Here is a 20,096-nt window from a genome sequence, read left to right as displayed (position 1 = left end):
CGCCCGTCACCTCACCGAATCAGTCGCGCTCCAGATCGATGTCGATGGCCAGGGACCGAATTTCCTTCACCAGCACGTTGAAGGACTCGGGCATGCCCGCGTCGATCCTGTGGTCGCCCTTGACGATGTTCTCGTACATCTTGGTCCGGCCATTGACGTCGTCGGACTTGACCGTGAGCATTTCCTGCAGGGTGTAGGCGGCGCCGTAGGCTTCCAGCGCCCACACCTCCATCTCGCCGAAGCGCTGGCCGCCGAACTGGGCCTTGCCGCCCAGCGGCTGCTGGGTGACCAGGGAGTAGGGGCCGGTGGAACGCGCGTGCATCTTGTCGTCCACCAGGTGGTGCAGCTTCAGCATGTGCATGTAGCCCACGGTCACGGGCCGCTCGAAGGGTTCCCCGGTGCGGCCGTCATAGAGCGTGACCTGGCCCGAGCGGGGCAGGCCCGCCAGTTCCAGCATGTCCTTGATCTCCTCTTCGGTCGCGCCGTCGAACACGGGCGAGGCGAAGGGCACGCCGTCCTTGAGGTTCACCGCCAGCTCGACGATCTCCTTGTCCGTCAGGGTGTCCAGCCGTTCCGGGCGGCCGGTGCGGTTGTAGATCTTTTCCAGATACTTGCGCAGCTGGGCCACCGTGAGGTTCTGCGCATCCTCCAGCATCTTGGCGATCTGCTGGCCCAGGCCCTTGGCAGCCCAGCCCAGGTGGGTCTCCAGGATCTGGCCCACGTTCATGCGCGAAGGCACGCCCAGGGGGTTGAGCACGATGTCCACCGGCGTGCCGTCTTCCATGTAGGGCATGTCCTCCACCGGCACGATCTTGGAGATCACGCCCTTGTTGCCATGGCGGCCCGCCATCTTGTCGCCGGGCTGGAGGCGGCGCTTCACGGCCAGATAGACCTTGACCATCTTGAGCACGCCGGGGGGCAGCTCGTCGCCGGAGGTGAGCTTTTTCTTTTTCTCGGCGAACATCTGGTCGAACTCGCGCCGCTTGGCTTCCAGGCTCTCCTTCAGCAGCTCGAGCTGGGTGGCAGCCTCCTCGTTGGCCAGCCGGATGTCGAACCACTCATAGCGGTTGAGCTCCGACAGGTAGGCCTTGGTGATCTTGCTGCCCTTGGCCAGCTTCTTCGGCCCGCCGTTGGCCACCTTGCCGATCAGCAGGCGCTCGATGCGGCCGAAGGTGTCTTCTTCCACGATGCGCATGCGGTCGGCGAGATCCTTCTTGTACTCCTTGAGCATGTCCTCGATGATCTGCGCCGCGCGCTTGTCGCGCTCGATGCCCTCGCGGGTGAACACCTGGACGTCGATCACCGTGCCGGACATGCCGGACGGCACGCGCAGGCTGGTGTCCTTCACGTCCGAGGCCTTCTCGCCGAAGATGGCGCGCAACAGTTTCTCCTCCGGGGTGAGCTGGGTCTCGCCCTTGGGCGTGACCTTGCCCACCAGCACGTCGCCCGCCTGCACCTCGGCACCGATATAGACGATGCCGGACTCGTCCAGGCGCGCGGCCATGCGCTCCGACAGGTTGGGGATGTCGCGCGTGATCTCCTCCGGCCCGAGCTTGGTGTCGCGCGCCACCACCGACAGCTCCTCGATGTGAATGGAGGTGTAGCGGTCTTCGGCCACCACGCGCTCGTTGATCAGGATGGAGTCCTCGAAGTTGTAACCGTTCCAGGGCATGAAGGCCACGAACATGTTCTGGCCCAGCGCCAGCTCGCCGGTGTCCGTGGAGGCGCCGTCGGCGATGACGTCGCCGCGGCTGATCACGTCGCCCACCTTCACCAGCGGGCGCTGGTTGATGTTGGTGTTCTGGTTGGAACGGGTGAACTTGGTCAGGCTGTAAATGTCCACGCCCACCTCGCCCGGCGCCGTCTCGTCGTCGTTGACGCGCACCACGATACGGGTGGCGTCCACGTAGTCCACCACGCCGCCGCGGTTGGCGGTGACCACGGTGCCGGAGTCCACTGCCGCGGTGCGTTCGATGCCGGTGCCCACCAGGGGTTTTTCCGGACGCAGGCAGGGCACGGCCTGGCGCTGCATGTTGGAGCCCATCAGGGCGCGGTTGGCGTCGTCATGCTCCAGGAAGGGGATGAGGGAGGCCGCCACCGACACGATCTGGGCGGGCGCGACGTCCATGTACTGCACGTTCTCCCGCGGCGCCATGGTGAACTCGTTCCAGTGGCGGCAGGACACGAATTCGTCCTTGAAGCGGCCGTGCTTGTCCAGCTCGGCATTCGCCTGGGCGATCACGTACTGGCCTTCCTCGATGGCGGACAGATACTCGATCTCGTCGGTAACCTTGCCGTTGACCACCTTGCGGTAGGGCGTCTCCAGGAAGCCGTACTCGTTGGTGCGGGCGTACAGAGCCAGGGAGTTGATCAGGCCGATGTTGGGACCTTCCGGCGTCTCGATCGGGCACACCCGGCCGTAATGGGTGGGATGCACGTCGCGCACTTCGAAGCCGGCACGCTCCCGGGTGAGGCCGCCCGGCCCGAGGGCCGACACGCGCCGCTTGTGGGTGATCTCGGACAGCGGGTTGGTCTGGTCCATGAACTGGGACAGCTGGCTTGAGCCGAAGAACTCCTTCACCGCCCCGGACACCGGCTTGGCGTTGATGAGGTCGTGGGGCATGAGGTTTTCCGACTCGGCCTGGGCCAGACGCTCGCGCACGGCCCGCTCCACCCGCACCAGACCGGCGCGGAACTGGTTCTCCGCCAGCTCGCCCACGGAGCGCACGCGCCGATTGCCCAGATGGTCGATGTCGTCGATCTCGCCGCGCCCGTTGCGCAACTCCACCAGCAGGTGGATGACCTCCACGATGTCTTCCGGGGTGAGGGTGCCCGGACCGGTGAGTTCGCTGCGTCCCACGCGCCGGTTGAACTTCATCCGGCCCACCTTGGACAGGTCGTAGGTCTCCTCGGAGAAGAACAGGCGGTTGAACAGGGTTTCCACCGCCTCCTCGGTGGGCGGCTCACCGGGACGCATCATGCGGTAAATGGCCACCCGCGCCGCCATCATGTCGGCGGTCTCGTCGATGCGCAGGGTCTGGGAGATGTAGGGGCCGTGATCCAGATCGTTGGTGTAGAGGGTCTGGATGGTGCTGATGCCGGCCTCCATGAGCTTCTTCAGCACCTCCTCGGTGATCTCGTCATTGGCGCGGGCGATGAGCTCGCCGGTTTCCTTGTCCACCACGTTGGTGGCCAGCACGCGACCGATCAGGAAGTCCTCGGGCACCACGATTTTCTTCAGGCCCGCGGCTTCCATCTCGCGGATGTGCTTGACGGTGATGCGCTTGTCCTTGGGCACGATCACCTTGCCCTTGGCGGTGATGTCGAAGCGCGCCACCTCGCCGCGCAGGCGTTCCGGCACCAGCTCGAACTCGATGCCCTTCTTGCCGAGATGGAAGGTGTCGAACTGGAAGAAGATCTGCAGGATCTGCTCCGGCGTGTAGCCCAGCGCCTTGAGCAGGATGGTCACCGGCATCTTGCGCCGGCGGTCGACCCGGAAATACAGGTAGTCCTTGGGATCGAACTCGAAGTCCAGCCAGGAACCGCGGTAGGGAATGATGCGGCCGGAGAACAGGAGCTTGCCGGAGGAGTGGGTCTTGCCGCGGTCGTGCTCAAAGAACACGCCGGGCGAGCGGTGCAGCTGGGAGACGATGACCCGTTCGGTGCCGTTGATGATGAAGGAGCCATTGTTGGTCATGAGCGGAATCTCGCCCATGTACACTTCCTGCTCCTTGGCCTCCTTGATGGTGGGTTTGGAGGCCTCGCGGTCCATGATCACCAGGCGCACCTTGACCCGCAACGGCGCGGCGTAGGTGAGCCCCCGCTGCTGGCACTCCTTCACGTCGAAGGGAGGATCGCCCAGGGTGTAGCTCACGTACTCAAGGCGCGCATTGCCGGAGTGGGAAACGATCGGAAAGATGGAGCGGAACGCCGCTTCCAGGCCCTCCACCTTGCGCTCGCCGGGGGGCACGCCCTCCTGCAGGAACGCGCGGTAGGAATCCAGCTGCGTGGCGAGCAGATACGGCACGTCGAGCACGCTGGCGCGCTTGGCGAAGCTCTTGCGGATACGTTTCTTCTCGGCGAATGAGTAGGTCATGGCATCTCCGTTCAGGGAAGCGGAAATCGGCCCGGGCGGGCGGCCCGGCGAAATCACAAGTGAGCGGGCAATGTCCGCTCAGTTCTGATCTCGGTTGTGGAATCGGGCTCCAGAAGCGGCAAAAGGCCGGCGGCCCTCGCGGGCTGCCAGCCAGTCGCCGTCAAAGCCGTGCTTACTTGATTTCGCAAGTGGCGCCGGCTTCCTGGAGCTGCTTCGCGATCGCTTCGGCTTCTGCCTTGGGGATCCCTTCCTTGACAGGCTTGGGCGCGCCATCCACCAGATCCTTGGCTTCTTTCAGGCCCAGGCCGGTGATGGCGCGCACCACCTTGATCACTTCCACCTTCTTCTCGCCGGCGGCGGTGAGCATCACCGTGAAGTCGGTCTTCTCTTCGGCGGGGGCAGCGGCGCCGGCGGCGGGCGCAGCAGCCACGGCCACTGCGGCAGCGGCGGCGGACACGCCGAATTTTTCCTCCATTTCCTTGATGAGCTCGGACAGCTCAAGCACGGTCATGTTGGCAATGGCATCGAGGATTTCAGCTTTGGATACGGCCATGATGTTCTCCAGTCAAAATAGCAAAAGGGTTGTTGGTTCAAGCAGCCTGTTTGCTGTCGCGCACGGCAGCCAGGGTGCGCACGAAGCGCGCCGGCACCTCGTTGAGGGTGCGCACGAACTGCGCGATCGGCGCCTGCATGGTGCCCAGCAGCTTGGCGAGCAGCTCTTCGCGCGACGGCAGGGCGGCGAGACTCGCCACTTCCTGCGGGCCCATGATCGTGTTGGGCATGGCGCCCCCCTTGATCACGAGCTTTTCGTTGCCCTTGGCGAACTCGTTGAGCACCTTGGCGGCAGCCACCGGATCGGCAGAAATCGCGAACGCGAGCGGACCCACCATCTTCTCCGCGAGGGGAGCAAACGGCGTGTCCGCCACGGCGCGCCGGGCCAGCGTGTTCTTGAGCACGCGGAAGTACACGCCCGCCTTGCGCGCCTGGGCGCGCAGGGCGGTCATGTCTCCCGCCTCCAGGCCGCGGTATTCAGCCAGGATGATGGCCTGGGCACGCGCCACCTGGGCGCTTACCTCGGCCACCACTTCCTGCTTTTTCTCCAGGTTGAGAGCCACGGTCTTACTCCTTACGTCGAAAGCGGCCGATACTGCGCCGCGAATCGGCGACCTTCCGATAGGAGAACATCTGTTGCAGAACGATCATCCTGTCTTGGGTACGCCATCTGCGTAGGGTCCGGAAGACAGAGGACGGGAGACGAAGGACGGAAAGACCTCCGACCCCCGGCATCCGTTGCCGGCATTAAGCCCTTGCGGGCGCCTACGGTCTTTGATAACCCCGTTCACCCAACCCGGCCGCCCATCCCCGCCGGTTACCGGAGTTGCGCGCGGTAACCGGTGGAGATGCGGCGACCGGTCGAGTGACCGGGCCCAAAGTTCTTACAGTTTCCCCCTCCCTCGATGGGAGGGGGAGGGAACCTGCCTCAAGCCGTCAAAGAGGCCTGATCCACTTTGACGCCCACCCCCATGGTGCTGGAGACGGCGATCTTTTTCAGGTACACCCCCTTGGCGGCGGCAGGCTTGGCCTTGTTCAGCGCATCCACCAGCGCCAGCAGGTTGGCCTTGAGGTCCTCCGGCGCGAAGGAGGCGCGGCCGATGGTGCAGTGGACGATACCCGCCTTGTCCGTGCGGTACTGCACCTGGCCGGCCTTGGCATTCTTCACCGCCTCGGCCACATTGGGCGTCACCGTGCCCACCTTGGGGTTGGGCATCAGGCCCCGCGGGCCCAGGATCTGGCCCAGCTGGCCCACCACGCGCATGGAATCGGGCGTGGCGATGACCACGTCGAAGTCCATGCGGCCTTCCTTGATCTGGGCCGCGAGATCGTCGAAGCCGACGATGTCGGCACCCGCCTCGCGCGCGGCATCGGCCGCCGCGCCCTGGGCGAACACCGCCACGCGCACGGTCTTGCCGGTACCCTTGGGCAGCACCAGGGAGCCGCGCACCAGCTGGTCGGACTTGCGCGCGTCCACCCCCAGATTGACGGCCACGTCCACGGCCTCGTCGAATTTGGCGGTGGCGGTCTCCTTGACCAGTTTCAGCGCCTCGTCCACGGGATAGAGCTTGTTGCGGTCCACCTTGGCCAGGATGGCCTGGCGGCGTTTGGAAAGCTTGGCCATGTCAGACGCCCTCCACTTCGATGCCCATGCTGCGGGCGCTGCCGGCGATGGTGCGCACCGCGGCCTCCAGATCGGCGGCGGTGAGATCCGGCATCTTCATCTTGGCGATTTCCTCAGCCTGGGCGCGGGTGATGCGGCCCACCTTGTCGGTATGGGGTTTGGACGAGCCCTTCTCGACCTTCGCCGCCTTCTTCAGCAGCACGCTGGCGGGCGGCGTCTTCATCACGAAGGTGAAGGACTTGTCCGCATAGGCGGTGATCACCACGGGAATGGGCAGGCCGGGTTCCATGCCCTGGGTCTGGGCATTGAAGGCCTTGCAGAATTCCATGATGTTCAGGCCGCGCTGGCCCAGGGCGGGGCCGATGGGGGGCGAGGGATTGGCCTTGCCCGCCGGCACCTGCAGCTTGATGTAGCCGACGATTTTCTTTGCCATGATGGCTTCCTTTCCTTGAGTGAGTCCAAACGCGCGGTCGGTTGCCCTACTGGCGCTCCTCGTGCCGGAATCGGGGCTTCCGGCGGGCCCGTATCACCACGGCCTCAGGCCTTCTCCACCTGGCTGAAATCCAGCTCCACCGGGGTGGAACGGCCGAAGATCATGACCGAAACCCGGAGCTTGTTCTTGTCGTAGTTGACCTCTTCCACGTTGCCGTGGAAATCCGTGAACGGACCTTCCGTGACACGCACCGCCTCGCCCACCTCGAACAGCACCTTGGGCCGGGGCTTTTCCACCCCTTCCTGCATCTGCTGCAGCAGGGCCTGCACTTCCTTCTCGCTGATGGGCGTGGGCTTGGCGGCGGAACCGCCCACGAAGCCGGTGACCTTGGGCACGCTCTTCACCAGATGCCAGGTGGCATCGTCCATTTCCATTTCCACCAGGACGTAGCCCGGGAAGAACTTGCGCTCGCTGGTGCGCTTCTGGCCGCCCTTCATCTCGACCACCTCTTCCACCGGCACCAGGATCTGGCCGAACTTGTCCTCCATGTGCTCGCGCTTGATGCGCTCCTCGAGGGCGCGCTTCACGCTCTTCTCGAAGCCGGAATAGGTGTGCACCACGTACCAGCGTTTGGCCATCAGCTCCCCCGTTCCATCAAGATGCGCAGGATCGCGCCCAGCGAGGCATCCACCACGAAGATGAACAGCGCCATGAGCACCACGAACACGAACACCACCCCGGTGGTCTGCATGGCTTCCTTGCGGGTGGGCCAGACCACACGCTTCGCTTCCGCGATGGATTCGCGCGCAAACCCCACGAACTGCCGGCCGGGCGCGGTGAACCAGCCCACCAGCGCGGCGGCCGCGACCCCGCCCAGGACCGCGAGCACACGCAGCACCATGGGCTGGCTGGCCAACGCGTAAAACCCGGCCAGCCCCGCCACCACGAGCAGGGCTGCCAGGACCAGTTTGAGTTTGTCTGTCATGAATCCCTTTGGGTTCAGTGCCCGGGGGCGCGCTGCGGGGGACCCAGCCTTCGGGGCCGGTCCTCAGGCGTGCATTTCCGGGTCGGCGCGCCCGGAAGGCGACCCGCCCTCACGGCACGCCCGGCCGCCACCTGCGTGTCTGGCAGGCCAGGAGGGTCTCGAACCCCCAACCTGCGGTTTTGGAGACCGCCGCTCTGCCAATTGAGCTACTGGCCTTTGATTTCGTGGGCGGAAGGTCGTGCGCCGGGGCGCCGCCCCGGCCACGGCATGCCGCCCACCACTTACCCGATCACTCGATGATCTTGGACACCACGCCGGCGCCCACGGTGCGGCCGCCTTCGCGGATCGCAAACCGCAGCCCCTCTTCCATGGCAATCGGCTGGATCAGGCTCACCGTGATCTGCACGTTGTCACCAGGCATCACCATCTCCACGCCCGCCGGCAACTCCACCGCACCCGTCACGTCCGTCGTCCGGAAATAAAACTGCGGACGGTAACCATTGAAGAACGGGGTGTGACGACCCCCCTCTTCCTTGCTCAGAACATAAATCTCCGCCGTAAACTTGGTGTGCGGCGTAATGGTGCCCGGCTTGGCCAGCACCTGCCCACGCTCCACTTCCTCACGCTTGGTACCCCGCAGCAGCACACCCACATTGTCCCCAGCCTGCCCCTGGTCCAGCAGCTTGCGGAACATCTCCACACCCGTCACCGTGGTCTTCTGGGTCGGACGCAGGCCCACAATCTCCACTTCGTCACCCACCTTGACCACCCCACGCTCCACACGGCCCGTCACCACCGTGCCACGCCCGGAAATGGAAAACACATCCTCAATCGGCATCAAAAACGGCTGGTCAATCGCACGCACCGGGTCCGGAATGTAGTTGTCCAGCGCATCCGCCAGCTTGAGAATCGACGGCTCGCCAATCTCGCTCTGGTCCCCCTCCAGCGCCTTGAGCGCCGACCCCACGATGATGGGCGTGTCGTCCCCAGGAAAATCATACTTGGACAGAAGCTCCCGCACTTCCATCTCCACCAGCTCCAGAAGCTCGGGATCGTCCACCATGTCCGCCTTGTTCAAATACACGACGATGTAGGGCACCCCCACCTGACGCGCCAGCAAAATGTGCTCCCGCGTCTGCGGCATGGGACCGTCCGCAGCCGATACCACCAAAATGGCACCGTCCATCTGCGCCGCACCCGTAATCATGTTCTTCACATAGTCGGCATGCCCCGGACAGTCCACATGGGCATAGTGCCGCTTCTCGGTCTCGTATTCGACGTGCGCAGTGTTGATCGTAATACCCCGCGCCTTCTCCTCCGGCGCCGAGTCAATCTCGTCATACTTCTTCGCCTCACCACCATACTTCTTCGCCAAAATCGTGGTGATCGCCGCCGTCAAAGTGGTCTTGCCATGGTCCACGTGGCCAATCGTCCCCACATTCACATGCGGCTTCTTACGCTCAAACTTTTCCTTTGCCATGATCGCTTTCCTCTCGACGAGACTGACTCAATACCTGGTGCCCATGACGTGGATCGAACACGTGGCCTCTCCCTTACCAAGGGAGTGCTCTACCACTGAGCTACATGGGCAGGAGACCTGGGCTGCCCGGGCAGGCCGGGGGATCACCGATCCACCCCTGCCGCGCCCCGGCCCGGCCAATACCCAAATGGACGGGGCCCCCTTGGGTATTGGAGCGGGTGAAGGGAATCGAACCCTCGTCTTAAGCTTGGAAGGCTTCTGCTCTACCATTGAGCTACACCCGCGAAGGCGGTGTCTCGGCCCGACTTGACGGTCGACTTAACGGTCGAGGCGATGCTCCCAATACTTGCCGAAACCTGGTGGAGGGGGAAGGATTCGAACCTTCGAAGGCAGTGCCGGCAGATTTACAGTCTGCTCCCTTTGACCGCTCGGGAACCCCTCCGAACGAAACCCGCGATTATGCCGCCAGGCAGGGGTGCTGTCAAACAGGCCGCCGCAAAATTCCTTATTTGGCGCGGCAAGCCCTTAACCTGCAAGGCAATTTCCCTTTTGGCAGGGAGTTTGCTATCGTGCCGGCCATGGCCGCGCCCGCCGCCCCGTTCTTCCTGCCCACCCCCGATGACGCCATCGACCTGGAGCGCCTGCGGCGGGTGCTGGTGATCAAGCTGCGTCACCTGGGGGATGTGCTGCTCACGAGCCCGGTGTTCACCGTGCTCGCCCGCCGTGCGCCCCATCTGGAGCTCGATGCCCTGGTCTATCGCGACTGCGCCGCGATGCTGGAAGGCCACCCGGCCATCGCCCAGATCCACACCATCGACAAGAACTGGAAGACCCTGCCCGTTACCGCCCGGCTGGCGGCAGAGTGGGGGCTCCTGCGCAAGCTGCAGGCGCGCCGCTACGACCTGGTGATCCACCTCACGGAGCATCCGCGGGGGGCGTGGCTTGCCCGCTTGAGCGGCGCCCGCTACGCGGTGGCACGCCAGCGCCCGGGGCGCTTCTGGCGCCAAAGTTTCACCCACCTTTACCCCTGGCTCGCCGGCAACCGGCGCCACACCGTGGAGTTGCACCTGGATGCCCTGCGCCGCATCGGCATCCGCCCCGAGCCGGATGAGCGGGCACTCACTTTTGTCCCGGGGCCAGCAGCCGAAGCGGCCGTGGACGCCCTGCTGGGTGGCCACGGGCTGGACCGGGGCGGCTTTCTGGTCTTCCATCCGGGTTCGCGCTGGTGGTTCAAGACCTGGCCCGCGGCCCACGCGGCGCGGGTCGTGGACGGCCTTTCCGCCCGGGGCTGGCGGGTGGTGCTGACCGCCGCGCCGGAAGCCGCGGAGCGGGATTTCCTCGCCCGGGTGCGGGCCCTGAGCACCGCCCCGGTGGTGGATCTGGGCGGCAGGCTGGGCCTTAAGGAACTGGGCGCCCTGCTCGCCCGCGCGCGTGCCTTCATCGGCATGGATTCGGCGCCCATGCACCTGGCGGCGGCCGTGGGCACACCCACCGTGGCCCTGTTCGGACCCAGTGGGGAACGGGAGTGGGGCCCCTGGAACGTACCCAGCCGGGTCCTGACCTCGGACCATCCCTGCCGTCCCTGCGGGCAGGATGGCTGCGGCGGGGGAAAGGTGAGCGAGTGCTTGCTGTCGATCCCGCCCGAGCGGGTGCTCGAGGCCGTGGAGGACCTCCTTGGCGGTGGCGGCTAGCCCGTCCGGGCGGGGGAAGCTGCGGCTCGCCCTCGTGCGCCAGCGCTACACCCCCTTCGGCGGGGCGGAACGCTTCGTCGCCCGGGCCCTGGAGGCCCTGCGTGCCCAGGGCGTGGAAGTCACCCTGGTGACCCGCCACTGGCAGGGAGCGGGGGAGGTGTTGCGCTGCGATCCCTTCCATCTGGGCAGCCTGTGGCGGGACTGGGGCTTTGCCCGCTGTGTCTGCCGCGCCCTCGACGACCATCCCTTCGACCTGGTGCAGTCCCACGAGCGGCTGGCCTGCTGCGACCTCTACCGGGCGGGAGACGGCGTGCACCGGGTGTGGCTCGCGCAGCGCGCCCGCCTGCGGGGTTGGCCCGACCGCCTCTGGCAGGCGTTGAGCCCCTACCACCGCTACCTGCTGGCGGCGGAGCGGCGGCTGTTCGAGAGCCCGCGGCTGAAGGCGGTGATCTGCAATTCGCGCATGGTGCGCGACGAAATCGTCGCCCATTTCGCCATCGACCCGGACAAGCTCCACGTGATCTACAGCGGGGTGGATCTGGACCGCTTCCACCCCGCCGACAGCGCCCAGCGCAGCACGGCGCGCCGTGAACTGGGCCTGCCCGCCGGGGCGACGGTATTCCTGTTCCTGGGCTCCGGCTATGAACGCAAGGGCCTGGCCACCGCCCTGGCTGCCTTCGCCCGTCTTGCCGACCCGGCGGCGCGGCTCGTGGTGGTGGGACGCGACCGGCACCAGGCCCGCTACCAGCGCCTGGCCCGGCGCCTGGGCTGCGCGCCGCGCGTGCATTTCCTGGGGCCGCGCGAGGCGGTGCTGCCCTGCTACCACGCGGCGGATGCCCTGGTGCTGCCCACCCTCTACGACCCCTTTCCCAATGTGGCCCTGGAGGCCCTGGCCTGCGGCCTGCCGGTGGTGACCTCCACCAAGTCCGGGGCGGCCGAGGTGCTGGAGGAGGGCCAAACCGGCTTCGTGCGCGACGCCCTGGACGTTCCGGGCGTGGCGGAGGCCCTGGCACGCCTGCTGGATCCCGCCGCGCGGGCAGCGATGGGCGTGGCGGCGCGGGCACGGGCCCAAACCCTGGGCGCCGAGGCCGCCACCCAGGCCCTGCTCGCCCTCTACCGGCGGCTCCTGACTGGAGCACAAGGCCCTGATTCCGGTACACTTGCGCCTTTTTCCCGACCCAGCGCCGCGCCTGCGGAATCCGCGTGACCAGCCCCACCCTTTCCAGCGCCCAGCTCTATCTCCGGCTGCTCAGGATCGCCCAGCCCTGGTGGAAGATGTTCGCCGCCTCGCTGCTGTTCACCATCCTGGTGGCAGCCACCGAGCCGGCCCTGCCGGCGCTCATGAAACCGCTGCTCGACGGCAGTTTCGTGGAGCGCGACCCCTTCCTCATGAAGCTCATCCCGCTGGCCATTGTCGGGCTGTTCCTGCTGCGCGGCCTCTTTACCTTCGCCGCCAACTACGCCACCAGCTGGCTCGCCACGCGCGTGGTGCTGGAACTGCGCAACCGCATGTTCGCCAAGCTGGTCACCCTGCCCACGCGGGACTTCGACAACAGTCCCTCGGGGGCGCTGATCGCCAACATCGCCTACAACGTGAATTCCGTCACCTCCGCCGGCACCAACGTCATCACCGTGGTGGTACGGGACTCCTTCACCATCCTGGGACTCATGGGCTGGCTGCTCTACCTCAACTGGCAGCTCACCCTCATCACCCTGGTGATGGCACCGGCCATCGCCGTCACCGTGCGCTACTTCACGCTGCGCCTGCGGCGCATGTACCGGGGCGCGCAACAGGCCATGCAGGACATCACCCACGTGCTGGGCGAGACCATCGAGGCCCACAAGGTGGTGAAGATCTTCGGCGGGCAGGACTACGAAAAGCGGCGCTTCTTCGATGCCACCAACCGCCTGCGCCGCTTCGACATCAAGCAGACCGTGGCCTCGGGCCTCAACGTGCCCCTGGTGCAGCTGCTCGCCGCCATCGCCCTGGCCATCATCATCTATCTCGCCACCGTACAGGCGGCCCAGGACAAGACCACCGTGGGCGGCTTCGTCTCCTTCATCACCGCCATGCTCATGCTGCTCGCTCCCATCAAACGGCTGACCGGCGTCAACGAAGCCCTGCAGCGGGGCCTGGCCGCGGCCGAGGTGGTGTTCGGCCTGCTCGACCGCCCCGGCGAACAGGACACGGGCACACGCACGCTGGAGCGCGCCCGGGGCGAGGTGCGTTACGAGCACGTGAGCCTGCGCTACGAGGCCGGGGGGCCGCTGGTGCTCGATGACGTGAACCTGACCATCCAGCCGGGCGAGACCGTGGCCCTGGTGGGCAAAAGCGGCAGCGGCAAGACTTCCCTGGTGAACCTCCTGCCGCGTTTCTATGAACCCACGGCGGGGCGCATCCTCATCGACGGCATCGACATCGCCGAGATCCGGCTGGCCGACCTGCGGGCACAGATAGCGCTGGTGTCCCAGGACGTGGTGCTGTTCAACGACACCATCGCCGCCAACATCGCCTACGGCCGGCTGGGCGAGGTGAGCCGGGAAGCCATCGTCGCCGCCGCCCGCGCCGCCCACGCCCTGGAATTCATCGAACAGCTGCCCCAGGGCTTCGACACCCTGGTGGGGGAGAACGGCGTGAAGCTCTCGGGGGGACAGCGCCAGCGCATCGCCATCGCCCGCGCCCTGCTCAAGGATGCGCCCATCCTCATCCTGGACGAGGCCACCTCGGCCCTGGACACCGAATCCGAACGCCACGTGCAGGCCGCCCTGGAAAACCTCATGCGGGGCCGCACCACCCTGGTCATCGCCCACCGGCTTTCCACCATCGAGGGCGCCGACCGCATCGTGGTTCTCGACCGAGGGCAGGTAGTCGAAAGCGGCACGCACCGGGAACTGCTTGCGCGGGGCGATGTTTATGCCCGCCTCCACCAACAGCAATTCGATGTCCTGGGTCCGTCGGTATGAAAATCCTGCACACGGAATCGTCCTGCGGCTGGGGAGGGCAGGAAATTCGCATTCTCGAAGAAGCGCGGGGTATGCGCGAACGTGGCCATCAAGTATATGTGGCATGTCCCCCCGAGGCCCCTCTGTTCCGAGAAGGCGCGCGGTATGGCGTCGAAATGATCCCGCTATCCATCGCGCGGTTGTCGCCAAGGGCCATCTTGGCATTCCGTCGTCTGCTTCTCCACCTGAGACCCGATGTCGTCAACAGCCACAGTTCCACGGACACCTGGATCGCCGCGATTGCCAGTTCGTGGCTTCGCGACGCACCGCCACTCGTCCGCACCCGTCACATTTCGGCCGAGGTCTCTGTGAATCCTGCCAACCGTTGGCTCTACGGAAGGGCAATCCATCATGTCGTTACGACAGGCGAAATGATTCGCTGCCATCTGATTGACCGCTTCGGCCTGCCATCTGCACGGGTGACTTCGGTGCCAACCGGTGTTGATCCCGGCCGTTTCCATCCCGGTGACAAGCTTGCAGCTCGCCGGGCCCTAGGCCTCGATCCTGACAATCGCTATGTCGGAATCGTGGCAACGCTGCGAAGTTGGAAAGGCCATCTGGACCTGCTCCAGGCATTTGCCAGCATGGCAGCCGAAGGTTGGCGTCTTCTCATCGTCGGCGCCGGACCTATGCAGCCCATAATCGAAGAGCGTATTGAGGCCTCGGGCATCACCGACCGGGTTCACATGGTGGGCAAGCAGGACAATCCAGAGGACTGGCTGCGTGCGCTCGACATATTCTGCCTTCCCTCTTACGCCAACGAAGGGGTTCCCCAGGCATTGCTTCAGGCCATGTTTACGGCCCTCCCAATCGTAACCACCGCGGTCGGCGCGATTCCAGAAGTGGTAAGACATGAAGAGAGCGCCCTGATCGTCGCGCCGCGTGACACAAAAGCGCTGGCAAACGCACTGAGCCGTGTTATGAACGACGATAACCTCGCCCACCGACTGAGTCGCGCCGCTTATGAAGCCGCATGCCACCGCTATGGTCGGACGCAGATGCTGGATGCCATGGCCGCGATTTTCGCAAAGGTGACGAGAGCATGACCATTTATCCCGACTGGACGACCATTTCGGACGATCCCAATGATCCTAGAGCGAGGCAACTTGTCCGGGAATGGCTTTCCTCTGTCCGTCAGGTCGTTACGGATACAGATTTGACGGGACACATGGAAAGCCTGGTCATGGGCAAGAGCGTGCTCGACATTGGTGTCGTGTCACACAGCGCGCGATATCTCGACCAACCTGGCTGGCGGCACGGCCGCATCGCCCGCGTGGCGGCGCGCTGCGTTGGCCTAGACGTCATCCCATCCCTCGTCAATGAACTCCGAGCCCGCGGTTTTGATGTCCGGTGCGTCGACGCAACCTCCGAAGTCGATCTAGGCGAGCGTTTCGACGTGGTTTTCGTAGGCGACGTCATTGAGCACGTAAACAACGCAGTCGCCTTGCTTCGCTTCGCATGCAGACATCTAAGCGAACATGGAGCGGTGTTCGTCGCCACGCCCAATCCTTTTTCGCGGAAATTCTATAGGCAGTTCATGCGCGACGGAGTCATGGTCGTCAACTTGGACCACGTCGCCTGGATTACTCCCACCATGGCCTTGGAGCTCGGCCGACGCAGCAACCTCCGCCTTGCCAGTTACCGGCTTGTGAAGCCAATGACGCGTCCGTCCCTTTTTTGGAGAAGGCTAGTAGCCTGGCGGCTACGACCCGTTGAGTTTTCGTTCCCGGACTATCTGTACGAATTTGTCAATCCCAATGAAGGGCAATCCGGCTGACATTCTGTTCATCAACGTCTCCAGGATTGGCGACACGTTGCTTGCCACGCCAGCCATGCGTGCCGTGGCAGCGCACTGGCCCGAGGCACGACTGCATGTCCTGTCCCACCCGAAGCGAGAGGAAGTTCTACGCCACCTACCGTTCGTTTACCGTACGGGCAGGATCGAGAAGCGCAGAGCGAATCTCATGGGGTGGATACCCGCCAAAACTTACGATCTGGCTTTCGTATGTAACTTCGATGAGCCGCTGGTTCGGTACGCCCTGCGGGTCGCCAATCGCGTTGTCGCGTTTCGCCAGGCGGACGACCGACTCAACGCAAGGCTCTTCCGCGCCGTCGACCATCCTGGCCCGCGAAGCATGCACGCTGTCGACATTCACCTTCTGTTACCTGCGGCCATGGGCATCAGCCCGGCCGGGTTCCGCCTTGCCTACCGCATCACGGACGGGGAGGCAAACTGGGCGCAGCATTTTCTTGAGCGGCAGGGCGTAACGGGACGCCGCCCCTTGGTCGGATTGCAGATCGCAAGCTTCCCAACCAAGGGTTACCGCGACTGGCCTGTCGAAAATTTTTACAAGCTTTGCGGCCTGATCCGTCGGGCTCACCCCGAAGCCCACTTTCTGATTTTTGGTGGCCGGCTGGAAAGCAGAGGCCGGGGACTCTGGCTCGCCAACCAGCTGGGCGATGCCGCAACCCTGTGCGCCGGTCGGCTCAGTCTGCGCCAGACGGGCGCTCTGATGGGAATGCTGGATCTTTACATCGGTGTAGACACCGGGCCAACTCATCTCATGGGAGCACTCGAAGGCCCCATGGTTGCGTTGTACCACTGTTACTCGCCCAGCTGGCTTCTGGCACCCCGCGAGCGTCCACGCTGCCATGTTATCGATCACCCGCTGGCAGGCCGCTGCACACCAGACGCATCCATGGAGGATATCGGCGTCGAACAGGTCTGGCAGGCCGTCGCGCAGGTCCTGAACCGATGAATTTCGTATTCTTTACAACGAATCTCGCCGGGGGTGGTGCCGAGAAGGCCTTGCTGAAAATCGCCACTGGGCTGCGTGAACGGAACCACAGCGTGGTGTTCGTGGTATGTGAGGCCAGCGGCAGCTATCAACCCCCGTCCGGCTGTGAATTTCACAGCCTCGATACGCGCGCCGGTCACGGATGGCTGGCCAAGCGCCTGCTTGCCCGGCGATTACAAGCGCTCCTTGGACGAAGGTCTTACGATGTCCTCGTTTCCACACTGCCCTTTGCAGACGAAATAGCTGCCCTCGCCCAACTGCCGCGGCATGTCTGCCGTATCGCGAACACCCTTTCAGCCGAAGTCGCACGCTTACCCACAGGGAAAAGACAACGCCGTTTGCGGCGCTACCGCTCCCTCTACGGGAACCGCCCGTTGGTGGCAGTGTCTCACGGGGTGGCTGATGATCTCGCTACATACTTCGGGGTTATCCCCGAGCGTCTGCGCGTAATCCCGAACCCATTCCATTTGGAGGCGATCCGGCAGCAGGCACGTGCACCGCTGGCCGAAGTACCGTCCAAGCCGTATATCCTTCATGTCGGTCGCTACACGACTCAGAAGCGGCACGACCTTCTTCTCGCTGCCTTTGCCAAGCTTGTTGCCGAGGGACTGCCCCACGACTTGGTTCTGCTGACCGCTGACTCCCCAGACCTAGATGCCAAGATTAGGGCCCGCGGCCTGAGTGCTCGTGTCAGGGTCGCCGGTTTCCAGCTCAATCCTTACCCCTGGATGGCCCACGCCGAGCTTATGGTGCTGTGCTCGGACCACGAAGGCTTTCCCAACGTCCTCGTTGAAGCCTTGGCGTGCGGTACCCGCGTCGTGAGCACTGACTGCCCCTCGGGCCCGCGCGAGATTCTAACCGGCCCGCTTGCACAGGGCTTGGCGGCCTGCGGCGACTCGGACCAACTTGCCGAGGTCATCCGCCGGGTTTTGGTCCTCCCCCGGCCGCCCGCACATCTGGTCGACCGCATCTTGGCACCTTATGAGCAGGGTGGGGTAATGGGTGCTTGGGAGGCGTTGGCCGCTGACGTGCTGGAGTCACAGGCATGTGCGGCTTCCTCTTGATGACCGACGGCAAAGCTGCGGCATCCTTCGGGGCGGCGCTCGCGGCCTTGCGCTCCCGTGGGCCCGATGCGCTGGAAACTCTTAGGCACGGCGAAACGATGCTGGGACATGCGCGCCTCGCGGTGATCGACATTGAGGGCGGGCGCCAGCCCATGCTCAGCGCGGATGGCCGGCTGGCCATGGTTTACAACGGGGAAATATACAATTTTCTGGCGTTGCGCAGGGAACTTGAGTCGCTTGGGTACGCCTTCCGCACGCGATCTGATAGTGAAGTCGTCCTCACTGCTTTTCAGCACTGGGGCGAATCCATGCTGGAGCGGCTGGACGGAATGTTCGCCATCGCAATTCATGATAAGAATGAAGGATCGGTTTTTCTCGCCCGTGATCCGCTCGGCATAAAGCCGCTATTTTGGCGTGAATTCGCGGGCACGCTGATCGCGGCCTCCACGATGGAGCCCTTCTTCCACCTTGGCCGCTTGCCCATGCACATCAATCCGGAAGGGCTCCGCGACTATCTTGCCTTCCAGGCACCTCTTGCCCCCAACACGCTGGTTCGCGAAATCAATGCCCTGCCACCTGGGCACTGCCTGACATGGCGTCGTGGCGAGGCCATTGTGAAAAAGTGGTGGGATATTCCCTGCCCGGGGAAATCCGCGCCGGACTCCAACCTGCTTGTTCGCGAAATCGATGGCCTGCTGGCCCGCGCTGTCAAGGATCAACTGGTGGCTGACGTCCCTGTTGGAGCCTTCCTTTCCGGTGGCGTAGACAGCAGTCTTATCGTGCACTACATGGCCGAGGCCGGATCCTTTCCGATCCGGACGTTCAGTGTGCGCTTCACCGACGCGGCGTACGATGAAAGTTCAGCAGCCCGAGCAGTGGCCGCCCGCTACGGAACGGAACATCATGAGCTCGACGCGCCCGCCATCACCGCGGAGATCCTCGCTGCGGCCTTGGCCAGTCTTGATCAGCCTTTGGCAGATCCGGCCTACGTGGCCACTTGGGCGCTTTCCCGCCTGGCACGCCACCATGTGGCCGTCGGGCTTTCAGGCGATGGCGCTGATGAACTGTTCGGCGGTTATCCGCGTTTTCTCGACACCGCGAACCATCACCCGGATTCTTTCCCAAAAAAGTTCCTGCGCCTGCTGATGGAGTACGGCCTCGCGCCACGCGCCCTTACCCGCCGCGCGCTTGCAGAGGCCGCGTACCTGCTGTACAAACGGGTCGAACTCGGCGACTATCCAGGGACGAGAAAGGACATCCGCCGCTATCTTGCACCGGAGCTCGTGGCGCACGCCCACCCGGAAGACACGCTCGCGTTGTGGCGAGAGTTGGCAGAGCGCTTCGGACACTATGATCGCGGTGCGCTGTTGCGCGCCGATCTGTGGACCTACCTTTCCGAGAACTGTCTGACCAAGACTGATCGTGCCAGCATGGCGCATGGCTTGGAAGTGCGAGTTCCGTTCCTGGCACGTCCCCTGGTAGAACGTGTTCTTGCGCTTCCCGCATCCGTTCATTTCGACAAGGTTGGAGGCAAAGTCCTGCTTCGGGCCTTGGCGCGCGAAAAACTTCCCAGAGCTGTATGGGATAGAAAGAAACATGGCTTTTCCGTCCCGCTCCGTGCCAACCTGTTCGGCCCGTGGCGTCCCTGGCTGGAAGCTCAGTTGGAGGCTGCACCCCTCCGCGCGCCTTGGATAAATCACCCTCAACTGCGGCAACTGGCCGTTGCTGTAATGAAGGGGCGGGGCAGCGCCCGCCTTCTTTACACGTTTTGTGTATTAATCAGTTGGCTGGACCAACACACGCTGGAGCCATGAGATTACTCCGACATATCATTTTCGTCGCGCGTGAACGGCTACGGGGAAACAAGGTTTCCTTATCTGCCTACCTCAAGGGGCACGGGCGTATCTACCTGGGGCACGGCTGCAAGATCCATTCTTCTTCCTCAATCGACGCAACCCGCAGCAAAGGGGTGTACTTGGGAGACAAGGTAACACTGAACCGGTATGCATACCTGCAGGGGGGGCTCGGTGGCGTGCGGTTGGGCAATCGCGTTGAGGTCAACAATTTCAGTATCATTAATGGCACCGGCGGGGTCGATATCGGTGACGATACCCTGATTGGGCCGGCCGTCCAAATCATCTCATACCAGCATCAGACGGCACGCGACATTCCCATCAGGTCCCAGCCCATCACACCAGGGCCAATACGGATCGGACGCGACTGCTGGATAGGGGCCAACTCGGTGATTTTGGCGGGCGTCAGCATCGGGGACGGTGCAATCGTCGCGGCAGGAGCGGTTGTCCGGGAAGATGTACCACCTTATGCCATTGTGGCCGGGGTCCCCGCGCAGGTCAAAAAGACAAGGTGACC

At 64.3% G+C, this 20,096-nt stretch carries 17 protein-coding genes and 4 tRNA genes; 9 read left to right on the top strand and 12 right to left on the bottom strand.

Going from position 1 to position 20,096, the window contains the following annotated elements; all coding sequences use genetic code 11:
* Positions 1–19: 19 nt before the first annotated feature.
* From rpoB to ACZ42P_RS10085, 12 genes are all read right to left on the bottom strand, one after another.
* Positions 20–4,096, bottom strand: a complete 4,077-nt coding sequence (gene rpoB / locus ACZ42P_RS10140; RefSeq protein WP_464897428.1) for a DNA-directed RNA polymerase subunit beta — start codon at positions 4,094–4,096, stop codon at positions 20–22.
* A 172-nt stretch (positions 4,097–4,268) separates the two neighbouring features.
* The gene (rplL, locus tag ACZ42P_RS10135; protein WP_464897427.1) at positions 4,269–4,649 is read right to left on the bottom strand and encodes a 50S ribosomal protein L7/L12; all 381 of its coding nucleotides are present in this window, start codon (positions 4,647–4,649) and stop codon (positions 4,269–4,271) included.
* Positions 4,650–4,686: 37 nt separating this feature from the next.
* Positions 4,687–5,211 carry a 50S ribosomal protein L10 gene (gene rplJ / locus ACZ42P_RS10130; protein WP_464897426.1) on the bottom strand — a complete coding sequence of 175 codons (525 nt, stop codon included), beginning with the start codon at positions 5,209–5,211 and terminating at the stop codon, positions 4,687–4,689.
* 365 nt (positions 5,212–5,576) lie between these two features.
* Positions 5,577–6,272 carry a 50S ribosomal protein L1 gene (gene rplA, locus ACZ42P_RS10125; RefSeq protein ID WP_464897425.1) on the bottom strand — a complete coding sequence of 232 codons (696 nt, stop codon included), beginning with the start codon at positions 6,270–6,272 and terminating at the stop codon, positions 5,577–5,579.
* A 1-nt stretch (position 6,273) separates the two neighbouring features.
* Positions 6,274–6,705 carry a 50S ribosomal protein L11 gene (rplK, locus tag ACZ42P_RS10120; protein ID WP_464897424.1) on the bottom strand — a complete coding sequence of 144 codons (432 nt, stop codon included), beginning with the start codon at positions 6,703–6,705 and terminating at the stop codon, positions 6,274–6,276.
* 104 nt (positions 6,706–6,809) lie between these two features.
* Positions 6,810–7,343 carry a transcription termination/antitermination protein NusG gene (gene nusG / locus ACZ42P_RS10115; protein WP_464897423.1) on the bottom strand — a complete coding sequence of 178 codons (534 nt, stop codon included), beginning with the start codon at positions 7,341–7,343 and terminating at the stop codon, positions 6,810–6,812.
* On the bottom strand, positions 7,343–7,690 hold the full coding sequence (gene secE / locus ACZ42P_RS10110; protein ID WP_464897422.1) for a preprotein translocase subunit SecE: 348 nt from the start codon (positions 7,688–7,690) through the stop codon (positions 7,343–7,345). The genes nusG and secE overlap by 1 nt, the downstream gene beginning before the upstream one ends.
* 140 nt (positions 7,691–7,830) lie before the next feature.
* Positions 7,831–7,906, bottom strand: a tRNA-Trp gene (locus tag ACZ42P_RS10105).
* A gap of 73 nt (positions 7,907–7,979) precedes the next feature.
* Positions 7,980–9,170, bottom strand: a complete 1,191-nt coding sequence (tuf, locus tag ACZ42P_RS10100; protein WP_464897421.1) for an elongation factor Tu — start codon at positions 9,168–9,170, stop codon at positions 7,980–7,982.
* Positions 9,171–9,205: 35 nt separating this feature from the next.
* Positions 9,206–9,280, bottom strand: a tRNA-Thr gene (locus tag ACZ42P_RS10095).
* Between the two features lie 100 nt (positions 9,281–9,380).
* Positions 9,381–9,454, bottom strand: a tRNA-Gly gene (locus ACZ42P_RS10090).
* A gap of 73 nt (positions 9,455–9,527) precedes the next feature.
* Positions 9,528–9,612: transfer RNA gene (locus ACZ42P_RS10085), tRNA-Tyr, on the bottom strand.
* 136 nt (positions 9,613–9,748) lie between these two features.
* On the opposite strand from ACZ42P_RS10085, the gene rfaQ reads away from it, so the two are divergent.
* The 9 genes from rfaQ to ACZ42P_RS10040 are packed head-to-tail and all read left to right on the top strand — an operon-like array spanning position 9,749 to position 20,094.
* Positions 9,749–10,861: a putative lipopolysaccharide heptosyltransferase III gene (rfaQ, locus tag ACZ42P_RS10080; protein WP_464899399.1), complete on the top strand. Its 1,113-nt coding sequence runs from the start codon at positions 9,749–9,751 to the stop codon at positions 10,859–10,861.
* A complete protein-coding gene (locus tag ACZ42P_RS10075) occupies positions 10,851–12,068 on the top strand; it encodes a glycosyltransferase family 4 protein (protein WP_464899398.1) in 1,218 nt (405 codons plus the stop codon). Before rfaQ ends, ACZ42P_RS10075 begins: the two co-directional genes overlap by 11 nt.
* A complete protein-coding gene (gene msbA, locus ACZ42P_RS10070) occupies positions 12,065–13,825 on the top strand; it encodes a lipid A export permease/ATP-binding protein MsbA (protein ID WP_464897420.1) in 1,761 nt (586 codons plus the stop codon). The genes ACZ42P_RS10075 and msbA overlap by 4 nt, the downstream gene beginning before the upstream one ends.
* Positions 13,822–14,910: a glycosyltransferase family 4 protein gene (locus ACZ42P_RS10065; RefSeq protein WP_464897419.1), complete on the top strand. Its 1,089-nt coding sequence runs from the start codon at positions 13,822–13,824 to the stop codon at positions 14,908–14,910. The genes msbA and ACZ42P_RS10065 overlap by 4 nt, the downstream gene beginning before the upstream one ends.
* Positions 14,907–15,641 (top strand): class I SAM-dependent methyltransferase, encoded by a 735-nt coding sequence (locus ACZ42P_RS10060; protein ID WP_464897418.1) that lies wholly within the window; start codon positions 14,907–14,909, stop codon positions 15,639–15,641. Before ACZ42P_RS10065 ends, ACZ42P_RS10060 begins: the two co-directional genes overlap by 4 nt.
* Positions 15,622–16,623 (top strand): glycosyltransferase family 9 protein, encoded by a 1,002-nt coding sequence (locus tag ACZ42P_RS10055; protein WP_464897417.1) that lies wholly within the window; start codon positions 15,622–15,624, stop codon positions 16,621–16,623. Before ACZ42P_RS10060 ends, ACZ42P_RS10055 begins: the two co-directional genes overlap by 20 nt.
* A complete protein-coding gene (locus ACZ42P_RS10050) occupies positions 16,620–17,726 on the top strand; it encodes a glycosyltransferase (protein WP_464897416.1) in 1,107 nt (368 codons plus the stop codon). The genes ACZ42P_RS10055 and ACZ42P_RS10050 overlap by 4 nt, the downstream gene beginning before the upstream one ends.
* Positions 17,708–19,540 (top strand): asparagine synthase (glutamine-hydrolyzing), encoded by a 1,833-nt coding sequence (gene asnB, locus ACZ42P_RS10045; protein ID WP_464897415.1) that lies wholly within the window; start codon positions 17,708–17,710, stop codon positions 19,538–19,540. Before ACZ42P_RS10050 ends, asnB begins: the two co-directional genes overlap by 19 nt.
* The gene (locus ACZ42P_RS10040) at positions 19,537–20,094 is read left to right on the top strand and encodes an acyltransferase (RefSeq protein WP_464897414.1); all 558 of its coding nucleotides are present in this window, start codon (positions 19,537–19,539) and stop codon (positions 20,092–20,094) included. The genes asnB and ACZ42P_RS10040 overlap by 4 nt, the downstream gene beginning before the upstream one ends.
* The last annotated feature ends 2 nt before the right edge of the window (positions 20,095–20,096 follow it).

The organism is Thiobacter subterraneus (assembly GCF_055379455.1).
The sequence above is the reverse complement of the archived record's forward strand: the minus strand, read 5'-3'. Positions and strand labels throughout refer to the sequence as shown.